At 34.4% G+C, this 16568-nt stretch carries 13 protein-coding genes and 1 other RNA gene; 10 read left to right on the forward strand and 4 right to left on the reverse strand.

Annotated features, from left to right (window positions below; all coding sequences use genetic code 11):
• Nucleotides 1–135 precede the first annotated feature (135 nt).
• The 3 genes from INR76_RS13260 to INR76_RS13270 form a co-directional block, all read right to left on the reverse strand.
• On the reverse strand, nucleotides 136–1416 hold the full coding sequence (locus INR76_RS13260; protein ID WP_223108433.1) for a lipopolysaccharide assembly protein LapB: 1281 nt from the start codon (nucleotides 1414–1416) through the stop codon (nucleotides 136–138).
• A 69-nt stretch (nucleotides 1417–1485) separates the two neighbouring features.
• A complete protein-coding gene (locus tag INR76_RS13265) occupies nucleotides 1486–2133 on the reverse strand; it encodes a DUF4331 family protein (protein ID WP_223108434.1) in 648 nt (215 codons plus the stop codon).
• A 23-nt stretch (nucleotides 2134–2156) separates the two neighbouring features.
• Entirely contained in the window at nucleotides 2157–2849 is a 693-nt protein-coding gene (locus tag INR76_RS13270) for a DUF4331 family protein (protein ID WP_223108435.1), read from the reverse strand.
• A gap of 128 nt (nucleotides 2850–2977) precedes the next feature.
• Between INR76_RS13270 and INR76_RS13275 the strand changes: the two genes are divergently transcribed.
• Nucleotides 2978–4198, forward strand: a complete 1221-nt coding sequence (locus INR76_RS13275; RefSeq protein WP_223108436.1) for an LETM1-related biofilm-associated protein — start codon at nucleotides 2978–2980, stop codon at nucleotides 4196–4198.
• A gap of 22 nt (nucleotides 4199–4220) precedes the next feature.
• Here INR76_RS13275 and ffs read toward each other — a convergent pair.
• Nucleotides 4221–4319, reverse strand: an RNA gene (gene ffs / locus INR76_RS13280) — signal recognition particle sRNA small type.
• 88 nt (nucleotides 4320–4407) lie between these two features.
• Between ffs and INR76_RS13285 the strand changes: the two genes are divergently transcribed.
• The 9 genes from INR76_RS13285 to INR76_RS13325 all read left to right on the forward strand — a co-directional run bounded on the left by INR76_RS13285 (nucleotide 4408) and on the right by INR76_RS13325 (nucleotide 16462).
• On the forward strand, nucleotides 4408–5463 hold the full coding sequence (locus INR76_RS13285) for a glutaminyl-peptide cyclotransferase (protein ID WP_223108437.1): 1056 nt from the start codon (nucleotides 4408–4410) through the stop codon (nucleotides 5461–5463).
• 10 nt (nucleotides 5464–5473) lie between these two features.
• Nucleotides 5474–6280, forward strand: a complete 807-nt coding sequence (locus INR76_RS13290) for an RNA methyltransferase (RefSeq protein ID WP_223108438.1) — start codon at nucleotides 5474–5476, stop codon at nucleotides 6278–6280.
• A gap of 20 nt (nucleotides 6281–6300) precedes the next feature.
• On the forward strand, nucleotides 6301–7539 hold the full coding sequence (locus tag INR76_RS13295; RefSeq protein ID WP_223108439.1) for a M48 family metallopeptidase: 1239 nt from the start codon (nucleotides 6301–6303) through the stop codon (nucleotides 7537–7539).
• A gap of 36 nt (nucleotides 7540–7575) precedes the next feature.
• Nucleotides 7576–9369, forward strand: a complete 1794-nt coding sequence (locus INR76_RS13300) for a mechanosensitive ion channel family protein (RefSeq protein ID WP_223108440.1) — start codon at nucleotides 7576–7578, stop codon at nucleotides 9367–9369.
• Between the two features lie 92 nt (nucleotides 9370–9461).
• Complete coding sequence (locus tag INR76_RS13305; protein WP_223108441.1) at nucleotides 9462–11666, forward strand: bifunctional (p)ppGpp synthetase/guanosine-3',5'-bis(diphosphate) 3'-pyrophosphohydrolase; 2205 nt, start codon at nucleotides 9462–9464, stop codon at nucleotides 11664–11666.
• 25 nt (nucleotides 11667–11691) lie between these two features.
• Nucleotides 11692–12150 carry a Fur family transcriptional regulator gene (locus INR76_RS13310; RefSeq protein WP_223108442.1) on the forward strand — a complete coding sequence of 153 codons (459 nt, stop codon included), beginning with the start codon at nucleotides 11692–11694 and terminating at the stop codon, nucleotides 12148–12150.
• A 6-nt stretch (nucleotides 12151–12156) separates the two neighbouring features.
• Entirely contained in the window at nucleotides 12157–13428 is a 1272-nt protein-coding gene (locus INR76_RS13315) for an adenylosuccinate synthase (RefSeq protein WP_223108443.1), read from the forward strand.
• Between the two features lie 51 nt (nucleotides 13429–13479).
• Nucleotides 13480–15258 (forward strand): OstA-like protein, encoded by a 1779-nt coding sequence (locus INR76_RS13320; protein ID WP_223108444.1) that lies wholly within the window; start codon nucleotides 13480–13482, stop codon nucleotides 15256–15258.
• Between the two features lie 19 nt (nucleotides 15259–15277).
• Nucleotides 15278–16462 carry an aspartate aminotransferase family protein gene (locus INR76_RS13325; RefSeq protein WP_223108445.1) on the forward strand — a complete coding sequence of 395 codons (1185 nt, stop codon included), beginning with the start codon at nucleotides 15278–15280 and terminating at the stop codon, nucleotides 16460–16462.
• Nucleotides 16463–16568 lie beyond the last annotated feature (106 nt).

Consider the following 16568-nt stretch of genomic DNA (forward strand, 5'->3'; position numbering starts at 1 on the left):
CCCCCTATAGAATTATAGAGGGTGCTTAACTAACAAAAAAACTCTGAAAAAACCGGCATAACCAGTTGTTGACACTATACAAAATAGATTATCAACCTTTCTATTTACATTTACGAAGATTAACGCATTACGGTTTTATAATTCAGCAACTTTTTTTGTTAAAACCGGACCTATTTCAAAAGAAGCACCTTCAAGTTCTTTTTTTATAGGTTTAATTTTATCATTTTCTCCATTGGCTTTATAAACCAACGCTGAATAATATTGAGCCATAGGCTCAAAGGTTTTTCCTTCAACATAAGTAGTGATTGTATGTAACGCTTCCTCATTTTGCCCAGCTTTAAGTTGTGCTAACGCTAATAAACTATAGGTTTCTGGAGTAGCCCGATTAGCTACCTCTTTATTAGCTATTGAGAGTGCTTTTTGAGGGGCTGTTTCTGCATACAATTCAATCAAATAAGTATTGTACATTGCGCCGTAATTATTCTCTGCAACACTTGACATGAATTGTTTCTGAAACTTTTCAACATTTTTTATTTCGTTTTTATGTTCAGCTATTTCAGCTTTTAGCAAATAATAATCTGGTGATTTGTGTTGTTTTAAAATAGAATCTAAAATACGATTGGCTTCTTTTGTATCATTTTCATAAGAATAAGCAATCCAAGCGATTCCTTTTTTTGCATAGGCATTGTCAGAGTCTAGCTTTAATGTCTTTAAATAATAGTTGTAGGCGTCATTTATTCTTCCGGCGTGTCCATAAAAATCTGCTAGATTGCTATAACTCCACACCTTAAGTTGTTTCTTTCCGCTAGATTCGGCTATTTGCATCGCTTTTTCCATATATTTTATAGCTTCATCTAGATTACCTTGATAATCACTCCATTTTGATAATCTAATTAAGTAATTAAAATCACTATTGTTTTTAATCTTTTTCAAATACGAATTTGCTTCTTTATAAAGTCCTAGCTCCATTGTAACATCAAAAAGCATTAATTCGGTTTCATACCTATTATCTTTATAAGTGTAAGCACTATCCAAAAGTTTTTTAGCTTCTTTAAAGCGATGTTGAGATATGTAGGTATGCGCCAAAGAACGTAAATAGGCGTCTTTGTTTTTGGCCGAAAGTTTTTTGGCTTTGGTATATAATTGTTCTGAAATATTTAATTGTTCTACATCTCCTGTAGCACTAAATATTGATGAATATACCGAAGCCAACTCAGTAACACCCGTGATTTTACTTGTATCTTCTCCTATTCGTTTTGACCAAAACTCTTTATTATTTAATGCTTTTTGCAATTTTGCATTTGTTTCAGATTTTAAGTAAACATTGTAATCTTCACTTTGTGTTATTTTTTGTTCTTTTCGGTTTGAACAACTGAAAAACACTATAGCTATTAAGGGTAAAAGAATATATTTCATAAGTTGTATTTTAAACAAAAAAGAGAACATTAGTATGTTCTCTTTTTATATTCAGAATTAAAGTTTCAATTAAAACGGATTTGCCAAATACGGAAATGAGCTTGAAAAAGTAGCATCATTTGAAGAAACTCCATCACTTGTAAGCAATGGCTCAGTATCTGGGTCATTATTATTATCTGTTCCGTCGGGTCCGCCAAATATTAATAATAATGAAGTATCAATCACATCATCTTGCAAGGCGCGACCGGTTAATATTTCTGTTCCGTTAAAGTAACTTGTAGTACCGTTTTGCGCCACCCAAAGCACATCATTTGCCAAAACAGTTGTAAAAGTAGTTGCGTCAAGACCTAATGCGTTTGTAGTGTAATTTGGGTTAAGGGTTAATAAATTGCTTTCAAATGAAGCTTGAAATTCGGCTCCCATTTCAGAAGGAATGGTTGTATTAAAAGCATCTTTCATTCCATCGCTACCAAATACAGTATTAATTCCTGGGCGTCCCATTTGATCTTCTTGTGAATAAGTTCCTGTAAAATCAACAACTTCGTCGCAGGGTTGACATGCAGAACCACCACAGTCTATCCCAAGTTCGTCACCATTTTTAATTCCGTCTGAACATGTTGCATTGTCAATAATATTATCATCATCATCTGCACACTGCACAAATAAAGTTGCAGTACAAATGGTTAGTAGTAAAGTAATATATTTATATGTTTTCATAATAGTAAAAATTCAGTAGTTAATTATTGTTTTCTTTTAGTTTCAACCCAAACATTATACATTGGGGTATCTGGTGCAAAAGGGTTTACTCCTGTAACACCATTACCTAGCATAGACTTGGGTACTTCGACTACTACTGAGAGTACGTTTGTACCTGCAAATGTATCAACACCGGGATCGTTAAAACCATCTGGCGCAGAACCTGCTAAAACACTATTATACTGGTCAAAATCAAAGAAAAAAGGATCTTCTCTTGGTCCTGCAAAAAACTTCATTCCATTTTGTTCTGAAGTTATAACGTCATCGTCGGCATTTGATATGGTTACTTTTCCGCTCAAGGCTGCAGTGATTATTTCACTATCCAAACCAGTAGAAAGAGGTTGTGCAGGCCCAAAGAAAAACATAGTGTCTTTTCTTTTAATAGCTTGAATAACCAAATCTTCTACAAGGTCATTATCGTTGTCAATATTAATTTCAATTAATACGTTTTCATCAAATTCAGCTTCATTTGTATTTTCAGGGGTTATAAGGCCTTGAACATTGGTTACAAAAACTAAATTATTGGTATTTTCACCTTGAAATGCATAAAAATCTGCAATATCAGATTTTGTACCTTCTACAGCAGGCGCATCAATATGATCTGCAGAGACTAAGAATATAGAAAGCACTACCAATCCTATTCCGCCAATTGCTGCAAAAATTTTCGTTTTTTTCATAATTGTTTTTTATCGATTAATTTAAGTTCTATTACATTTACGCCTAAATTACATTTACGGATTTAGGACGGCTGTTAATATTGTGTTAATGTAATGTTTTAAAGGGAAAAATGCTAAAAAAATAAAAAATGAACCCTTCAGCAAGCGGTTGGATTACAAAATTTATACATCAATATTCTTCTGATGAAGCAACTTCTAGCTTTTCTTCTTACAAAACATATTATCAAAGCCTTAAAGAATCTGGTTTTATTTATGGTGTTCCGGTAAAAGGTTTAACCACTCAACAACTAAGCAAGTTAAGCTTTACAAAAGAAGAATTTGCAAAAGTAAACTTACTGCATTCCTTGTTTTTGGTTTATGAAACTGAAAAAAAACAGCCTATTAACCACAATACCATTGCTACCATTGTTTCATTTTACAAACAACTTGAAAAACACAGAAAAAATTGGTTTACCCGTTTTTCGGTATCAAATTCAAAAGAAGCAACGCTTGAAAAAATTCTTACAGCACGTTTACAAGATCAAAATTTTATAACAAAAAAAGATGCCGCTTCACTATTGACCTACGCACTTTTATTTACAGATGTGTTGATGTTTAAAAAGTTTTTAAATGAAACAAAAAACATAAAAACTGAAGCTCAAATACTTGAAAAAAACTTAATTACTTGCTGTTTTCTTGCGCTACAAGCTAAGAAGCAAAAAAACAAGTATGATATTCTTTTAATTGAACTGTTTGAGTCTTCTTCAGAATATTTTGAAAAAAACATTCCTTTGGATGAGATTACATCGTTGGAAAGTATTGGTTATTTTGAGGATAATGATTATTTAACCAAACAGTTTCTCTTAGATCTATGCTGTCTGGCTGTTTGGGATGATAGAGAAATAGACACCGCAGAGCATCAATTTTTGCAACAACTAGCTATTGTGCTTCAACTTTCAGAAGGAGATGTTCAAAAAAACTTGACAGATTTAAAAAACTTCTCGTCATCACATTCAAAAAAAATTAAACTTTTTGAGTATGAACATCCTGTAAAACAGTTTTATCGGCAATCTGCTGCTACAGTAAAGTTACTTATACTTCGTAACAAAAAAAGACTGCAACAAGAACTGGAAGAAAGTGGTGAGTTGGTAATTCTTCTTGGTCAATCAACCGTTAGAGATCTTTCAGTAGAAGAAAAACAAAAAGTGAAATCGCAACTATTAGACATTTGTAAAAGTATTCCTTCTCTTACCATATTTTTATTACCTGGAGGGACGGTGCTACTACCGTTATTAATAAAATTTATTCCAAAACTACTACCCTCTTCTTTTAATGAAAATAGAATTGATGTAAAAAAGCTGAAGAAATAATACGTTCACTTAAGCGCATAAAAAATGGCAAGCTACCTACATCACACCGCTACGACCGTGTACCCTTGCTGCGTTCCCGCCCTGGGGGATTAAACAGGAGCTGGTTGTGTAGGACTTGCCGCTGCAAAGATACGTAGTTTTCCATATTTAACAATGGTTTTTAACGACGATTTTTTACTTTTACTCAGTATTAAAACACAACTTATAAAATGAAGATATCTAAGTTATTCGTTGCTATCCTTTTAGCCTGTTTCATAACTTCCTGCGGAAACAATCCCGAAGCAGAAAAAAACCCATTTTCTATTCAAATTAAAGAAGCTAAAAAAGCATACAAACCCTCGGACAATCTCATAGCTTCAATAACAAGTAAAAGTGCAGCTGAAATTGACTCTGTTGTATATTCACTGCGCAATGAAAAAGTGGGTGTTTCAGAAAAAAATAGAGAACAAACCATTTCTTTAAAAAACAGAAAATTAGGCAAGCAACAACTTCAGGCCATTGTACATTCAGATGGAGATTCTTTTACAGTTAACAAGGAGATTTTAATCCTATCAGAAACAAAACCAGAGCTTTATACTTATAAAGTTTTAGAAACCTATCCACACGATAGCAACGCTTTTACTCAGGGTCTTGAGTTTGAAGGAGACACCTTATATGAAAGTACAGGAAAACGAGGTGAATCTACGCTTAGAAAGACCAACTACAAAACAGGAGAAGTTTTACAACAAGTAAACCTAGATAATAAATATTTTGGTGAAGGATTAACTATCAAGAACGATAAAATTTACCAACTTACATGGCAGGCAAACACTGGGTTTATTTATGATAAAAATACACTTGAACGCACGGGAAGCTTTGTATATAATCATAGTAAAGAAGGATGGGGATTGTGTCACAACGACTCAACAATTTTTAAAAGCGATGGTACAGAAAAAATATGGATGCTCAACCCAGAAAATCTATCAGAGCAAGGACATATAGAATTGTACACACATTCTAGCCGAATACCTAAAGTGAATGAACTTGAATGGGTTGAAGGAAAAATTTATGCAAATGTCTGGGAGCGGTCTTCTATCGCAATTGTAAATCCAGAAAATGGAGCAATTGAAGGTGTTATTGACCTCAGCGGATTGAAAGAAAAAGTAACCCAAACACCTCAAGTAAACGTACTTAATGGTATAGCATACAAAGGAGAAAAAGACATTCTGTACGTTACCGGAAAGTATTGGGATAAGCTTTTTAAAATTCAAATTATAAAAAAGTAATATCATCCCGATGGAAAAGTACATTTCAAGTCTTCAAAACCCATTAATCAAACAATTTGCTTTGCTTCAGGAGAAATCTCGTGAACGCAAAAAAACAGGATTGTTTACCATTGAAGGACAACGCGAAATTACATTAGCCATAAAAGGAAACTGTATCATAAAGACTGTTTTATTCTCTTCAGAAATAATTGCAGAAGAAGATTTGTACGTATTAAAAGACCTTAGTGATACTGAAACTGATTTTGTAGAAATATCAACCGAAGTCTACGACAAACTTGCTTACCGAAATTCAACCGAAGGAATCTTGGCTATAGCAAAAAGCAATGAGCATAGTTTAGAAAATTTTACTCTATCATCAAAAAATCCGCTTATTTTGGTGGCAGAAGCTACTGAAAAACCAGGAAACATAGGTGCTCTTCTTCGTACTGCAGACGCTGCAAATCTTGATGGCGTAATCATTGCAGATATGAAAACAGATATTTACAATCCAAACATTATACGTAGCAGTGTAGGTTGTGTATTTACCAACAACATTGCAACAGGATCTACTTCAGAAATTATTGCATTTTTAAAAGAAAGTAATATTACTATGTATTGCGCTGCTTTACAATCTTCTACTCCTTATTACACTCAAGATTATAAAGAAGGTTGTGCTATAGTTGTTGGCACTGAAGCAACAGGACTTTCAAAAGAATGGCTACAACACAGTAATCAAAATATCATAATCCCAATGCAAGGCGAAATTGACAGTATGAACGTTTCTGTAGCAGCGGGAATTCTTATCTTTGAAGCCAAAAGACAACGGGGCTTTAACTAACTGTTTCTACTCTTCTATTTATGACGCCACAGACTGTATTTTACATTATTATAGCAATTATTGTTATTAACTTTATTGTTGATCAGATTCTAGATTTTTTAAATGCAAAGCACTTTAACGATGCATTACCTGAAGAAATTGAAGATGTTTATGATAAAACCGAATACAAAAAGTCACAGGCATATAAAAAAGAAAAATATAGGTTTGGGGTGATAACATCGGTTGTTTCTATTATAGGAACATTGCTTTTTTTCTTCCTTGATGGTTTTGCGTATGTCGATGCCATTGCTCGTTCTATAACTGATAATGAAATAGGAGTTGCATTACTTTTCTTCGGAATTATTTTATTTGCCAGTGATATTATTATGATGCCTTTTGGGTATTACAACACGTTTGTAATTGAAGAAAAATATGGATTCAATAAAACCTCAAAAACAACCTTTATTCTTGACAAATTGAAAGGTTGGCTTATGATGGCTATAATTGGTGGTCTTTTGTTAAGTGCTATTATATGGTTTTATCAAACTACCGGAAGTTACTTTTGGCTTTATGCTTGGGCCGTTATCACTGTATTTTCATTGTTTATAAATTTATTTTACGCTCGGCTTATTGTTCCACTATTTAACAAACAAACCCCATTAGAAGAAGGAAGCTTACGGTCAAAAATTGAAACCTATGCAACAAAAGTTGGGTTTACATTAGACAAAATTTTCGTCATTGATGGTTCAAAAAGAAGTACAAAAGCAAATGCTTATTTTTCTGGTTTTGGAAGAGAAAAAAGAATCACCCTTTTCGATACTTTATTAAACGATCTTGAAGAAGATGAAATAGTTGCTGTATTAGCACACGAGGTAGGACACTATAAAAAAAACCACATCATTATAAATTTAATTGCTTCTATAGTAACAACCGGATTTACGCTTTGGTTGTTATCGCTTTTTATTGGTAGCCCCTTACTTTCTGAAGCATTAAACGTTACACAACCATCTTTTCACATAGGCCTAATTGCATTTGGTATTTTATACACACCCGTATCTGAAGTTACCGGTTTAATCATGAATTATTTATCAAGAGCCTTTGAATATCAAGCAGACACCTATGCAAAAAATACATTTAATGCATTACCTCTTATTTCAGCATTAAAAAAACTATCAAAAAACAGTTTAAGCAATCTTACACCACATCCTGCATATGTTTTTGTTCACTACTCACACCCTACATTATTAGAACGATTAAGAAGTTTAAAAAGAGGAAAATGATTTTAAGTATGCTTGATTTTCATTAATTTTAAAGCAATGAAACAAAACATACACTTCCTCACCTCTTTATTCATACTACTCTTTTTCGGAAATTTAAATATTTCTGCACAATCTGAGCAAGACTCTGTCAAACCGGTTGATGAAAGTAAACTACCCAGCAAAAAACGCGTAATAGAAGATAGCGCCTATTTTGCCTCAAACCCCTTTACAGATTATAATGAAGCTTATTACCAAGTAAACCGCCTTAATGATCAAGTGGGATTACCACCTAAAGGGTTCAACTTAAGAACACCGCAAGCCGCTCTTGAGCATTTTGTGTTAAAGTCTAGAAGCGGAAAATACGATGAAGCTTTATTTGCTTTAAACTTAAATTTACTTCCGCAGAACACAAGCAAAGAAGACGCAGCCATTCTAGCCGAAAAGCTATACTTTGTAATTAACCAAAGAGTAAACATTGACTGGGATGCGCTTTCAGACCGTCCAGATGGTCAAATTGATATTAGTACTACAACCAACCAAGCAATTGCCGGAAAACCAAGACGAAGTGTAGTTTTTGGTGAAGTACAATTGGGAGAACGAGATATTGTTATGCGAGTGCAGCGTATACGATATAAAGAGTATGGCGCTTTATGGCTTATATCTGCAAATACGGTAGAGAATATTGAAGATTTATACCAAGAATACGGCCCTAGAAAGTTGGACAAAATGATGCCTGAATGGTCTAGAGTACATTTTTTAGGATTTCAAGTTTGGAAGTTTTTAGGTATTGCCCTTTTACTGGTAATGGCTTGGTTTTTTGGAAAGTTGGTTACTTATTTGCTTAGAAAAATTCTTAGAAAGTCAAAAAGAAACTGGATAAAACACATTGCAAATAAACTTGCAAAACCTGCCGGTATTCTTTTTGGCACCTTGTTTTTTTACATCTTACTGGATAACTTAATTTCTTTATCGGGAGGATTTGCAAATATCGTTTATACCACGTTGATTGTTTTAATTATTGGATCTATCACATGGTTCATTACTCGATTTGTAGATTATTTGATGACTTATATCGCTGAGAATAAAATTGGCGATGTTTCAGAAGAAGAAAATGAAGAAGCGCGTAAAATGCTTACCTATATTTCGGTTGCGCGGCGTATTGTAACCTTTCTTGTGGTAGTAATTGGAGGTTATATTATTATTTCACAATTTAGAGCCTTAGAAAAAGTAGGAATTTCATTATTAGCATCTGCCGGGGTGGCAACTGTAATACTTGGTATTGCAGCCCAAAACACCTTGGGTAATATTTTTGCCGGCCTTCAAATTGCAATTACAAAACCGGTACGAGTAGGTGACACAGTGATAATTAACGATGACTGGGGCAATGTTGAAGAAATAGGGTTTACCTATATGGTTGTAAGAACGTGGGACTTAAGACGCCTTGTAGTACCCTTAAAATATGTGATTTCAAATATTTTTGAAAACTGGTCTATGACTAGTTCACATCAAATAAGACCTATTATTTTGTATGCAGATTATAGGGTTGATGTATCAAAAATACGTTCAGAATTTGAAAAGTTACTTAAAAACGAAGACGATTGGGATCAAGAAAACCCTGCGGTTGTTGAAGTAGTAGATATGACTGAAGAATCGGTTAAACTGAGAGCATTATGTAGCGCCAAAGACGCAAAAACAACTTGGCAACTGCATTGCAGCCTTCGTGAAAAGCTCGTTGCCTATATTTCTCAATTAGAAGATGGTATCTATCTTTCAAGAACACGTGTGGATATTTCAACACCACCACATGAGAAAGATTATACAGACAAATCAACTTCAGGAAAAAAGGAATAACTTTCTTATTTTGTAATTACAATTCATTTCAATAATAAAGAAATGGCGGGATTTTTGTTGTCTAATACTTAAGGAAATCGTACATTTAATTTATGACTGAAGCAGTTTTAGAAGCCGAAAAAAAACAACTCGCCAAAGAATATAAAAAGCTTCTGAAAATTAGTTATCGAACGCTTACCGCGGAAGATAAAAAATTAATAAGAAGTGCTTTTGATGTGGCCGTTGACGCTCACAAAGATCAACGTCGCAAAAGTGGTGAGGCATATATATTTCACCCAATAGCAGTTGCAAAAATTGTTGCTTCTGAAATTGGGCTGGACGCAACTTCTATTGCCGCTGCCCTACTTCACGACGTTGTTGAAGATACAGAATACACCCTTACAGATCTTGAGCAGTTATTTGGTGAAACCGTGGCTCGCATAGTAGACGGCTTGACCAAAATATCCAAAATGCCGTATGATAAAGATGTCTCTTTACAAGCAGAAAATTTCAGAAAAATGCTGCTCACCCTTAATGAAGACATTAGAGTAATTATCATAAAAATTGCAGACCGTTTGCACAATATGCAAACGATGGATAGTATGCCGGCGCACAAGCAAGTAAAAATCGCTTCAGAAACCTTATATATCTATGCCCCAATGGCACACCGCATAGGTCTTTATAACATTAAAACCGAACTGGAAGACCTTGGCTTAAAATATACCGAGCCCGATGTTTATGAAGACATTCACAGTAAAATAAAAGATAGTAAAGAGGAGCAAGACGCCTACATAGAAACTTTTTCAAATATTTTAAAAGAGTCACTAGATGCCGAGAACCTTAATTATGATATAAAAGGAAGACCAAAATCTATCTTTTCTATTCGCAGAAAAATGATTGCTCAAAATGTAAGTTTTGAAGAAGTCTATGATAAGTTTGCTGTAAGAATTATTTATAAAAGTGATTTAGAAAACGAAAAATTCTTAGCTTGGAAAATATATTCAATTGTTACAGACCACTTTAGACCCAACCCAATGCGCCTTAGAGATTGGATTTCTTCTCCAAAATCTACCGGTTATGAAGCTCTTCACATAACCGTAATGGGACCTAAAGGAAGATGGGTAGAGGTGCAAATACGTAGCGAGCGTATGAATGAAATTGCTGAAAAAGGCTACGCAGCACACTATAAATATAAAACCAAAGAGAAAGATGATGGCGGTCTAGACAACTGGTTAAACAAACTTCAAGAAACATTAGAAAATTCTGAAATAAGCGCTGTAGATTTTGTTGAAGAGTTTAAACTGAATCTGTATGCCAAAGAGATATTTGTCTTTACACCAAAAGGTGATTTATTTTCACTACCAAAAGGTTCAACTGCACTAGACTTTGCTTTTCAAGTACATACCGAGGTTGGTATGCACACCAGAGGAACAAAAGTAAATGGTAAACTAGTTCCCTTAAGTCACGTTTTAAAAAGTGGTGATCAAGTAGAAGTTATAACTTCAGAAAAAAGTAAGCCTTCCGCAAACTGGTTAGATTATGTTACCACAGGTAGAGCTAGGTCAAAGGTTAAATCATCATTAAAAGAGGAGAAAAAACGATTAGCTGAAGAAGGTAAAATTATACTAGCTAGAAAGTTAAAGTCTTTAAAGATAACGCTAGACGAAAAAACTATCAATCAACTAGTTGTGTTCTTTAAAGTTAACACCAGTCTAGACTTATTTTATCGGGTAGGCGCAGGGATTATTGACAATCAAAAACTAAAAGACTTTGCCTCTTCAAGAAGCAATGCGTTTGTTAATTTCTTTAAAAACAAAATTAGAAAACCAGACAAACCACAAGATGTAAACAAAGATGAAATTACCGAAAAGTATGATCAATTAGTTTTTGGTAAAGAAGAAGAAAAACTGGACTATAAAATGGCAAATTGTTGCAATCCTATTCCAGGAGATGAAGTTTTTGGTTTTGTCACCGTCAATGATGGTATAAAAGTGCATAAAAAAAACTGTCCCAATGCTTTACAATTGCAAAGCAACTTTAACTATCGCATTATGCCCGCTAAGTGGATAGACTCTACTCAGCGTGAATTTAAAGCAAAATTAATCATATCTGGTATTGATGCAGTAGGACTGGTAAACAACGTTACAAAGCTTATTTCAAACAATTTGAATATAGACATGAAAGGCGTACATTTTGATAGTGACGATGGCGTTTTTAATGGTCGTGTAACCGTTGTTGTAAAAAATAAAAATGTACTAGATAACTTAGTTATGAAGCTAAAAAAAATTAACGGTATAGATAAAGTGAAACGAGTTTAAAAATAAGTACCTTTGCACCTTTATTATGAGCACTAAAACTGAAAAAAATAATCAAGCAATTGTGAAGAATGTCTTTACGACCTACCTAGAAGAAAAGGGGCATCGTAAAACACCAGAGCGGTATGCAATTCTTCAAGAGATTTACGACCATCAAGAACATTTTGATATAGAATCACTCTACATCAATATGAAAAATAAAAACTATCGAGTAAGTCGTGCAACACTCTACAATACTATTGAATTATTACTAGAATGCGGTTTGGTGCGTAAACATCAGTTTGGGCAAAATCAAGCTCATTATGAAAAATCATATTTTGACAAGCAACACGATCATGTGATTCTTTCAGATGGCGAAGTGATTGAGTTTTGCGACCCACGCATACAATCAATAAAAAAAACAATCGAAGAAGTTTTTGATATTGAGATTACAAAACACTCGCTTTATTTCTACGGAAATCGAAAACAAAAACAGACCAATCAATAATACATTATGGCAGTAGACTTACTACTTGGATTACAATGGGGAGACGAAGGAAAAGGTAAAATCGTTGATGTCCTCACAAAAAATTATGATATCATTGCTCGTTTTCAGGGCGGACCCAATGCAGGTCACACCCTAGAGTTTGACGGCATAAAACACGTGTTACACACTATCCCTAGTGGTATATTTCACGATAACGCCATAAACCTTGTTGGTAACGGTGTTGTTATTGATCCGGTAATTTTTAAAAAAGAACTAGATAACCTAGCGCAATTTAATCTAGATATAAAAAAGAAACTGCTTATTTCAAGAAAAGCACATCTTATTTTACCAACGCACAGATTACTTGATGCAGCTAGTGAAACTTCAAAAGGAAAAGCAAAAATAGGTTCAACCCTAAAAGGAATTGGACCAACCTATATGGATAAAACAGGTCGCAATGGTATTCGTGTAGGTGACTTAGAATTAGACAACTGGGAAGAAAAATATCGCTCTTTAGCAAATAAGCACGAGGCTATGATTGATTTCTACAATGTAGATATTCAATATGATTTAGCCGAATTAGAAGCTGAGTTTTTTGAAGCAATTGAAGTACTTAAGTCACTAACCTTTATCGATAGTGAAGAATACATTCACAAAGCCCAAAAAGACAACAAAACCATTCTCGCCGAAGGTGCACAAGGATCTTTACTAGATATTGATTTTGGAACATATCCATTTGTAACATCCTCAAATACAACCGCAGCAGGTGCTTGTACCGGTTTGGGAGTGGCTCCGGGTAAAATAAATGAAGTGTATGGAATATTTAAAGCTTACACAACCCGAGTAGGAAGTGGCCCCTTCCCTACCGAACTTTTTGATGAAGACGGAAAAAAAATGGCCAAGATTGGTAATGAATTTGGCGCAACTACAGGTAGACCTAGACGTTGCGGATGGCTAGATTTAGTAGCATTAAAGTATGCTGTTCACGTCAACGGTGTTACACAGCTTATGATGATGAAAGCAGATGTATTAAGTGGTTTTAAAAAATTAAAAGTTTGCACTGCTTACAAATATAAAGGTCAAACCATCGAGCACTTACCATACAATATTGAAGCAGAAAACGTAACTCCGGTTTATACCGAAATGAATGGTTGGAAAGAAGATTTAACAAAAATGAACAATTCTGATCAACTTCCTAAAGAGTTAAATGATTACATCGCATTTTTAGAAAAAGAACTAGAAACACCTATAAAAATAGTTTCAGTAGGTCCAGATAGAAAGCAGACAATAAAACGATAATATACTTATTAAAGCTAAACTACGTTACAGAATATAAGTTATAATTTCATATTGAAAATACATTTCAACATAGTATTCTGTTTACTTTTCATTGGGATAGCAGCTTATGCACAAGACGACCCAAAAAAAGCTAAAGTAGATATTGAGTCGGGTTACTTAGAAATAAGACCCGAACTACCCGATGCAGCTATTTACACCAAAGATGAGACCGGTCAAGTTTATATCGTTCACGAAGGTGTCGAAATGTGGTGCGACCAAGCTTATGTGTATCTAAAAGATAATTTTGTAAAAGCATACGGAAATGTAAAAATAAACCAAGCAGATACCGTAACATTAAACAGTAAATATGCAGAGTATAACGGTAACACACAATTTGCTTTTGCCAGCGGGGATGTCCTTTTTAAAGACCCAAAAACAACTTTAAAAACAGATACTCTCTATTTTGATAGGATAAAACAACAGGCCTATTACCGCACGGGAGGCACCGTTCGTGACACAGCAAGTACTCTTACTAGTCGTATTGGTCGTTATTATGCAACATCAAAGAAGTATCAATTTCTGTCAGATGTGGTTATCAAAAACCCTGATTATACCGTAAACTCACCTCAACTCGACTTTTACTCTGAAACAGGAGGCGCTTATCTGTATGGCCCTTCAACTATAAAAAATAAAAACAGTACTGTCTACTGTGACCGTGGTTATTATGATACACGCGCAAAAACAGGTCACTTTGTAAAAAATGCTCGCGTAGATTATGAAAACAGAATTCTATACGGCGACAGTATATACTTTGACCAAAATAAAAGTTTTGCCTCGGCTACCAACAATATTAAAGTACTAGATACAGTAAATAAAAGCATTATTAGAGGTCATTACGCAGAAGTTTTTCGAGAGAAAGATTCGGTTTTTATCACCAAAAGAGCTGTAGCAGTAACCTTGCGTGATCAAGACTCTATTTATGTACACGCCGACACACTCCAAGTTACCGGAAAACCAGAAAACAGAATTATTAAAGGTTTTTATAGAGCTAGAATGTTCAAACGTGGATTGGAAGGTGAACAACCTACTAGCGGAAAATGCGACTCTATCTTTGTAGATCAAAAAACAGGCATTACAAAGTTATTACGAAATCCTGTTTTGTGGAGTGGTGAAAACCAAATGACCGGTGACACCATTCATATTCTTTCAGACACCAAAACAGAAAAACTAGACACACTCAAAGTGTTTAATAATGCGTTTTTAATTCAGAAAGACAGCGCAGGATACAATCAAGTTAAAGGTGAGCGACTCATTGGTTTATTTACCAATAATGAATTAGATACAGTAAACGTACATAAAAATGCCGAAGTAATTTATTTCTCAAGAAATGATAAAGAGGAGCTTGTAGGAATTAACAACACCCTATCTAGTGACATTCAAATGTATCTAGAAAGCCAACAAATAACTGGAATCCGTTTCTTAAAAAAAGTAGACGGAAAACTATATCCGCCTTCGCAATTTCCTGAAAATGCACGTATTTTACCAGGATTTAATTGGCGAGGTGAAGAACGCCTAAAAAAAGTTGAAGACCTATTTAAAGGAAAACCTATTCCTATATTACCAAAAATCAAAGGAATTCAGTTACCGGAAGATGAAGGAGCGTTTTTTGAAGATGTGCCAGATGATGAATTAGAAATTCCTGAACAATCTAAATTAAAAGCCAAAGATCTTCAAAACCGTGAAGATGATCCAAAACCTTTGACTCGGGAAACAGATAGTATCGTAAACGATTCTATTCGTAAACCACCAGATATTAAAAAAGAAGAGCAACAAGCTTCAAAAGAAAAATAAAGCTAGCTGTAGAAAGATTATGAAAGAAGATTTTTTTAAATATCAAACACAAACCACACCACATCCATTAGCTGTAGAAGTATCACATGCAGAGGGAAGCTATATTTATGACAACAACCATAATAAACACCTAGATTTTGTAGCAGGAGTTTCGGCCTGTAGTTTAGGTCATCGTCATCCACGAGTTGTAAATGCTGTTAAAAACCAGTTGGACAAATACCTTCACGTGATGGTATATGGCGAGTACATTCAACAACCAGCTGTAGAAGTTGCAAAAATATTAGCCAGTCACTTACCCAAACCTTTAGAAACAACTTATTTGGTTAACAGTGGTGCCGAAGCTATAGATGCATCTTTAAAATTAGCACGCAGAGCTACCAACCGATCAGAAATTATATATGCTCATAATGCTTATCATGGTAATACCTTTGGGGCGCTAAGCGTGATGGGGTATGAAGATCGCAAAAAACCTTTTGCACCACTTATACCCGATTGTCATCCTATTCGGTTTAATAACTTTGAAGATATACATAAAATTACTTCAAAAACCGCTGCAGTTATTTTAGAAACCATTCAAGGCGGAGCCGGATTTATTATTCCGAAGAAAGAATATCTACAAAAAATAAGAGAGCGCTGTAATGAGACTGGTACATTACTTATTTTGGATGAAATACAACCAGGATTTGGTAGAACGGGTAAGTTATTCGGTTTTGAGCATTTTGACATTGTACCAGATATTTTGGTAATGGGAAAAGGAATGGGTGGTGGCTTACCTATTGGTGCATTTACTGCTTCACAACAACATATGGCGCTACTGAAAGATAACCCCAAACTTGGTCATATTACAACTTTTGGCGGTAACCCTGTTATTGCTGCAGCTGCTTTGGCAACTTTAAAAGAAATAACAGAAACCAATTTAATTTCTGAAACACTTCAGAAGGAAGAAATTTTCAGAAAACAATTGAAACATCCTTTGATTAAAGAAATTAGAGGAAAAGGATTGATGTTGGCTTTGATATTTGAATCTGCTGAAATTGCTTCCGAAGTTATTTTACAATGTAAAGACAAAAATTTGATACTCTTTTGGCTATTATTTGAGCCCAAAGCTGTACGTATTACTCCGCCTCTTACCATATCAGAAGAAGAAATTAAAGAAGGATGTGACATTATAACAGAAGTGCTCAATTCAATAAAAAATCAATAAAAACAAGCTAAATACTTGATATTCATTGTTTTAAACTTATAGTTGACTGTTGATAAGGCTGTTAACAATAAACACGGCATAACTCTTGAATAGCCTATTACATTAG

It is taken from the genome of Marixanthomonas sp. SCSIO 43207 (assembly GCF_019904255.1).
Classification (GTDB): Bacteria; Bacteroidota; Bacteroidia; order Flavobacteriales; family Flavobacteriaceae; genus Marixanthomonas.

Excerpts from the sequence above, each read along its gene's own strand:
- INR76_RS13260 (WP_223108433.1), bottom strand. The coding sequence starts at position 1,416 with ATGAAATATATTCTTTTACCCTTAATAGCTATAGTGTTTTTCAGTTGT.
- INR76_RS13265 (WP_223108434.1), bottom strand. The coding sequence starts at position 2,133 with ATGAAAACATATAAATATATTACTTTACTACTAACCATTTGTACTGCA.
- INR76_RS13270 (WP_223108435.1), bottom strand. The coding sequence starts at position 2,849 with ATGAAAAAAACGAAAATTTTTGCAGCAATTGGCGGAATAGGATTGGTA.
- INR76_RS13275 (WP_223108436.1), top strand. The coding sequence starts at position 2,978 with ATGAACCCTTCAGCAAGCGGTTGGATTACAAAATTTATACATCAATAT.
- INR76_RS13285 (WP_223108437.1), top strand. The coding sequence starts at position 4,408 with ATGAAGATATCTAAGTTATTCGTTGCTATCCTTTTAGCCTGTTTCATA.
- INR76_RS13290 (WP_223108438.1), top strand. The coding sequence starts at position 5,474 with ATGGAAAAGTACATTTCAAGTCTTCAAAACCCATTAATCAAACAATTT.
- INR76_RS13295 (WP_223108439.1), top strand. The coding sequence starts at position 6,301 with ATGACGCCACAGACTGTATTTTACATTATTATAGCAATTATTGTTATT.
- INR76_RS13300 (WP_223108440.1), top strand. The coding sequence starts at position 7,576 with ATGAAACAAAACATACACTTCCTCACCTCTTTATTCATACTACTCTTT.
- INR76_RS13305 (WP_223108441.1), top strand. The coding sequence starts at position 9,462 with ATGACTGAAGCAGTTTTAGAAGCCGAAAAAAAACAACTCGCCAAAGAA.
- INR76_RS13310 (WP_223108442.1), top strand. The coding sequence starts at position 11,692 with ATGAGCACTAAAACTGAAAAAAATAATCAAGCAATTGTGAAGAATGTC.
- INR76_RS13315 (WP_223108443.1), top strand. The coding sequence starts at position 12,157 with ATGGCAGTAGACTTACTACTTGGATTACAATGGGGAGACGAAGGAAAA.
- INR76_RS13325 (WP_223108445.1), top strand. The coding sequence starts at position 15,278 with ATGAAAGAAGATTTTTTTAAATATCAAACACAAACCACACCACATCCA.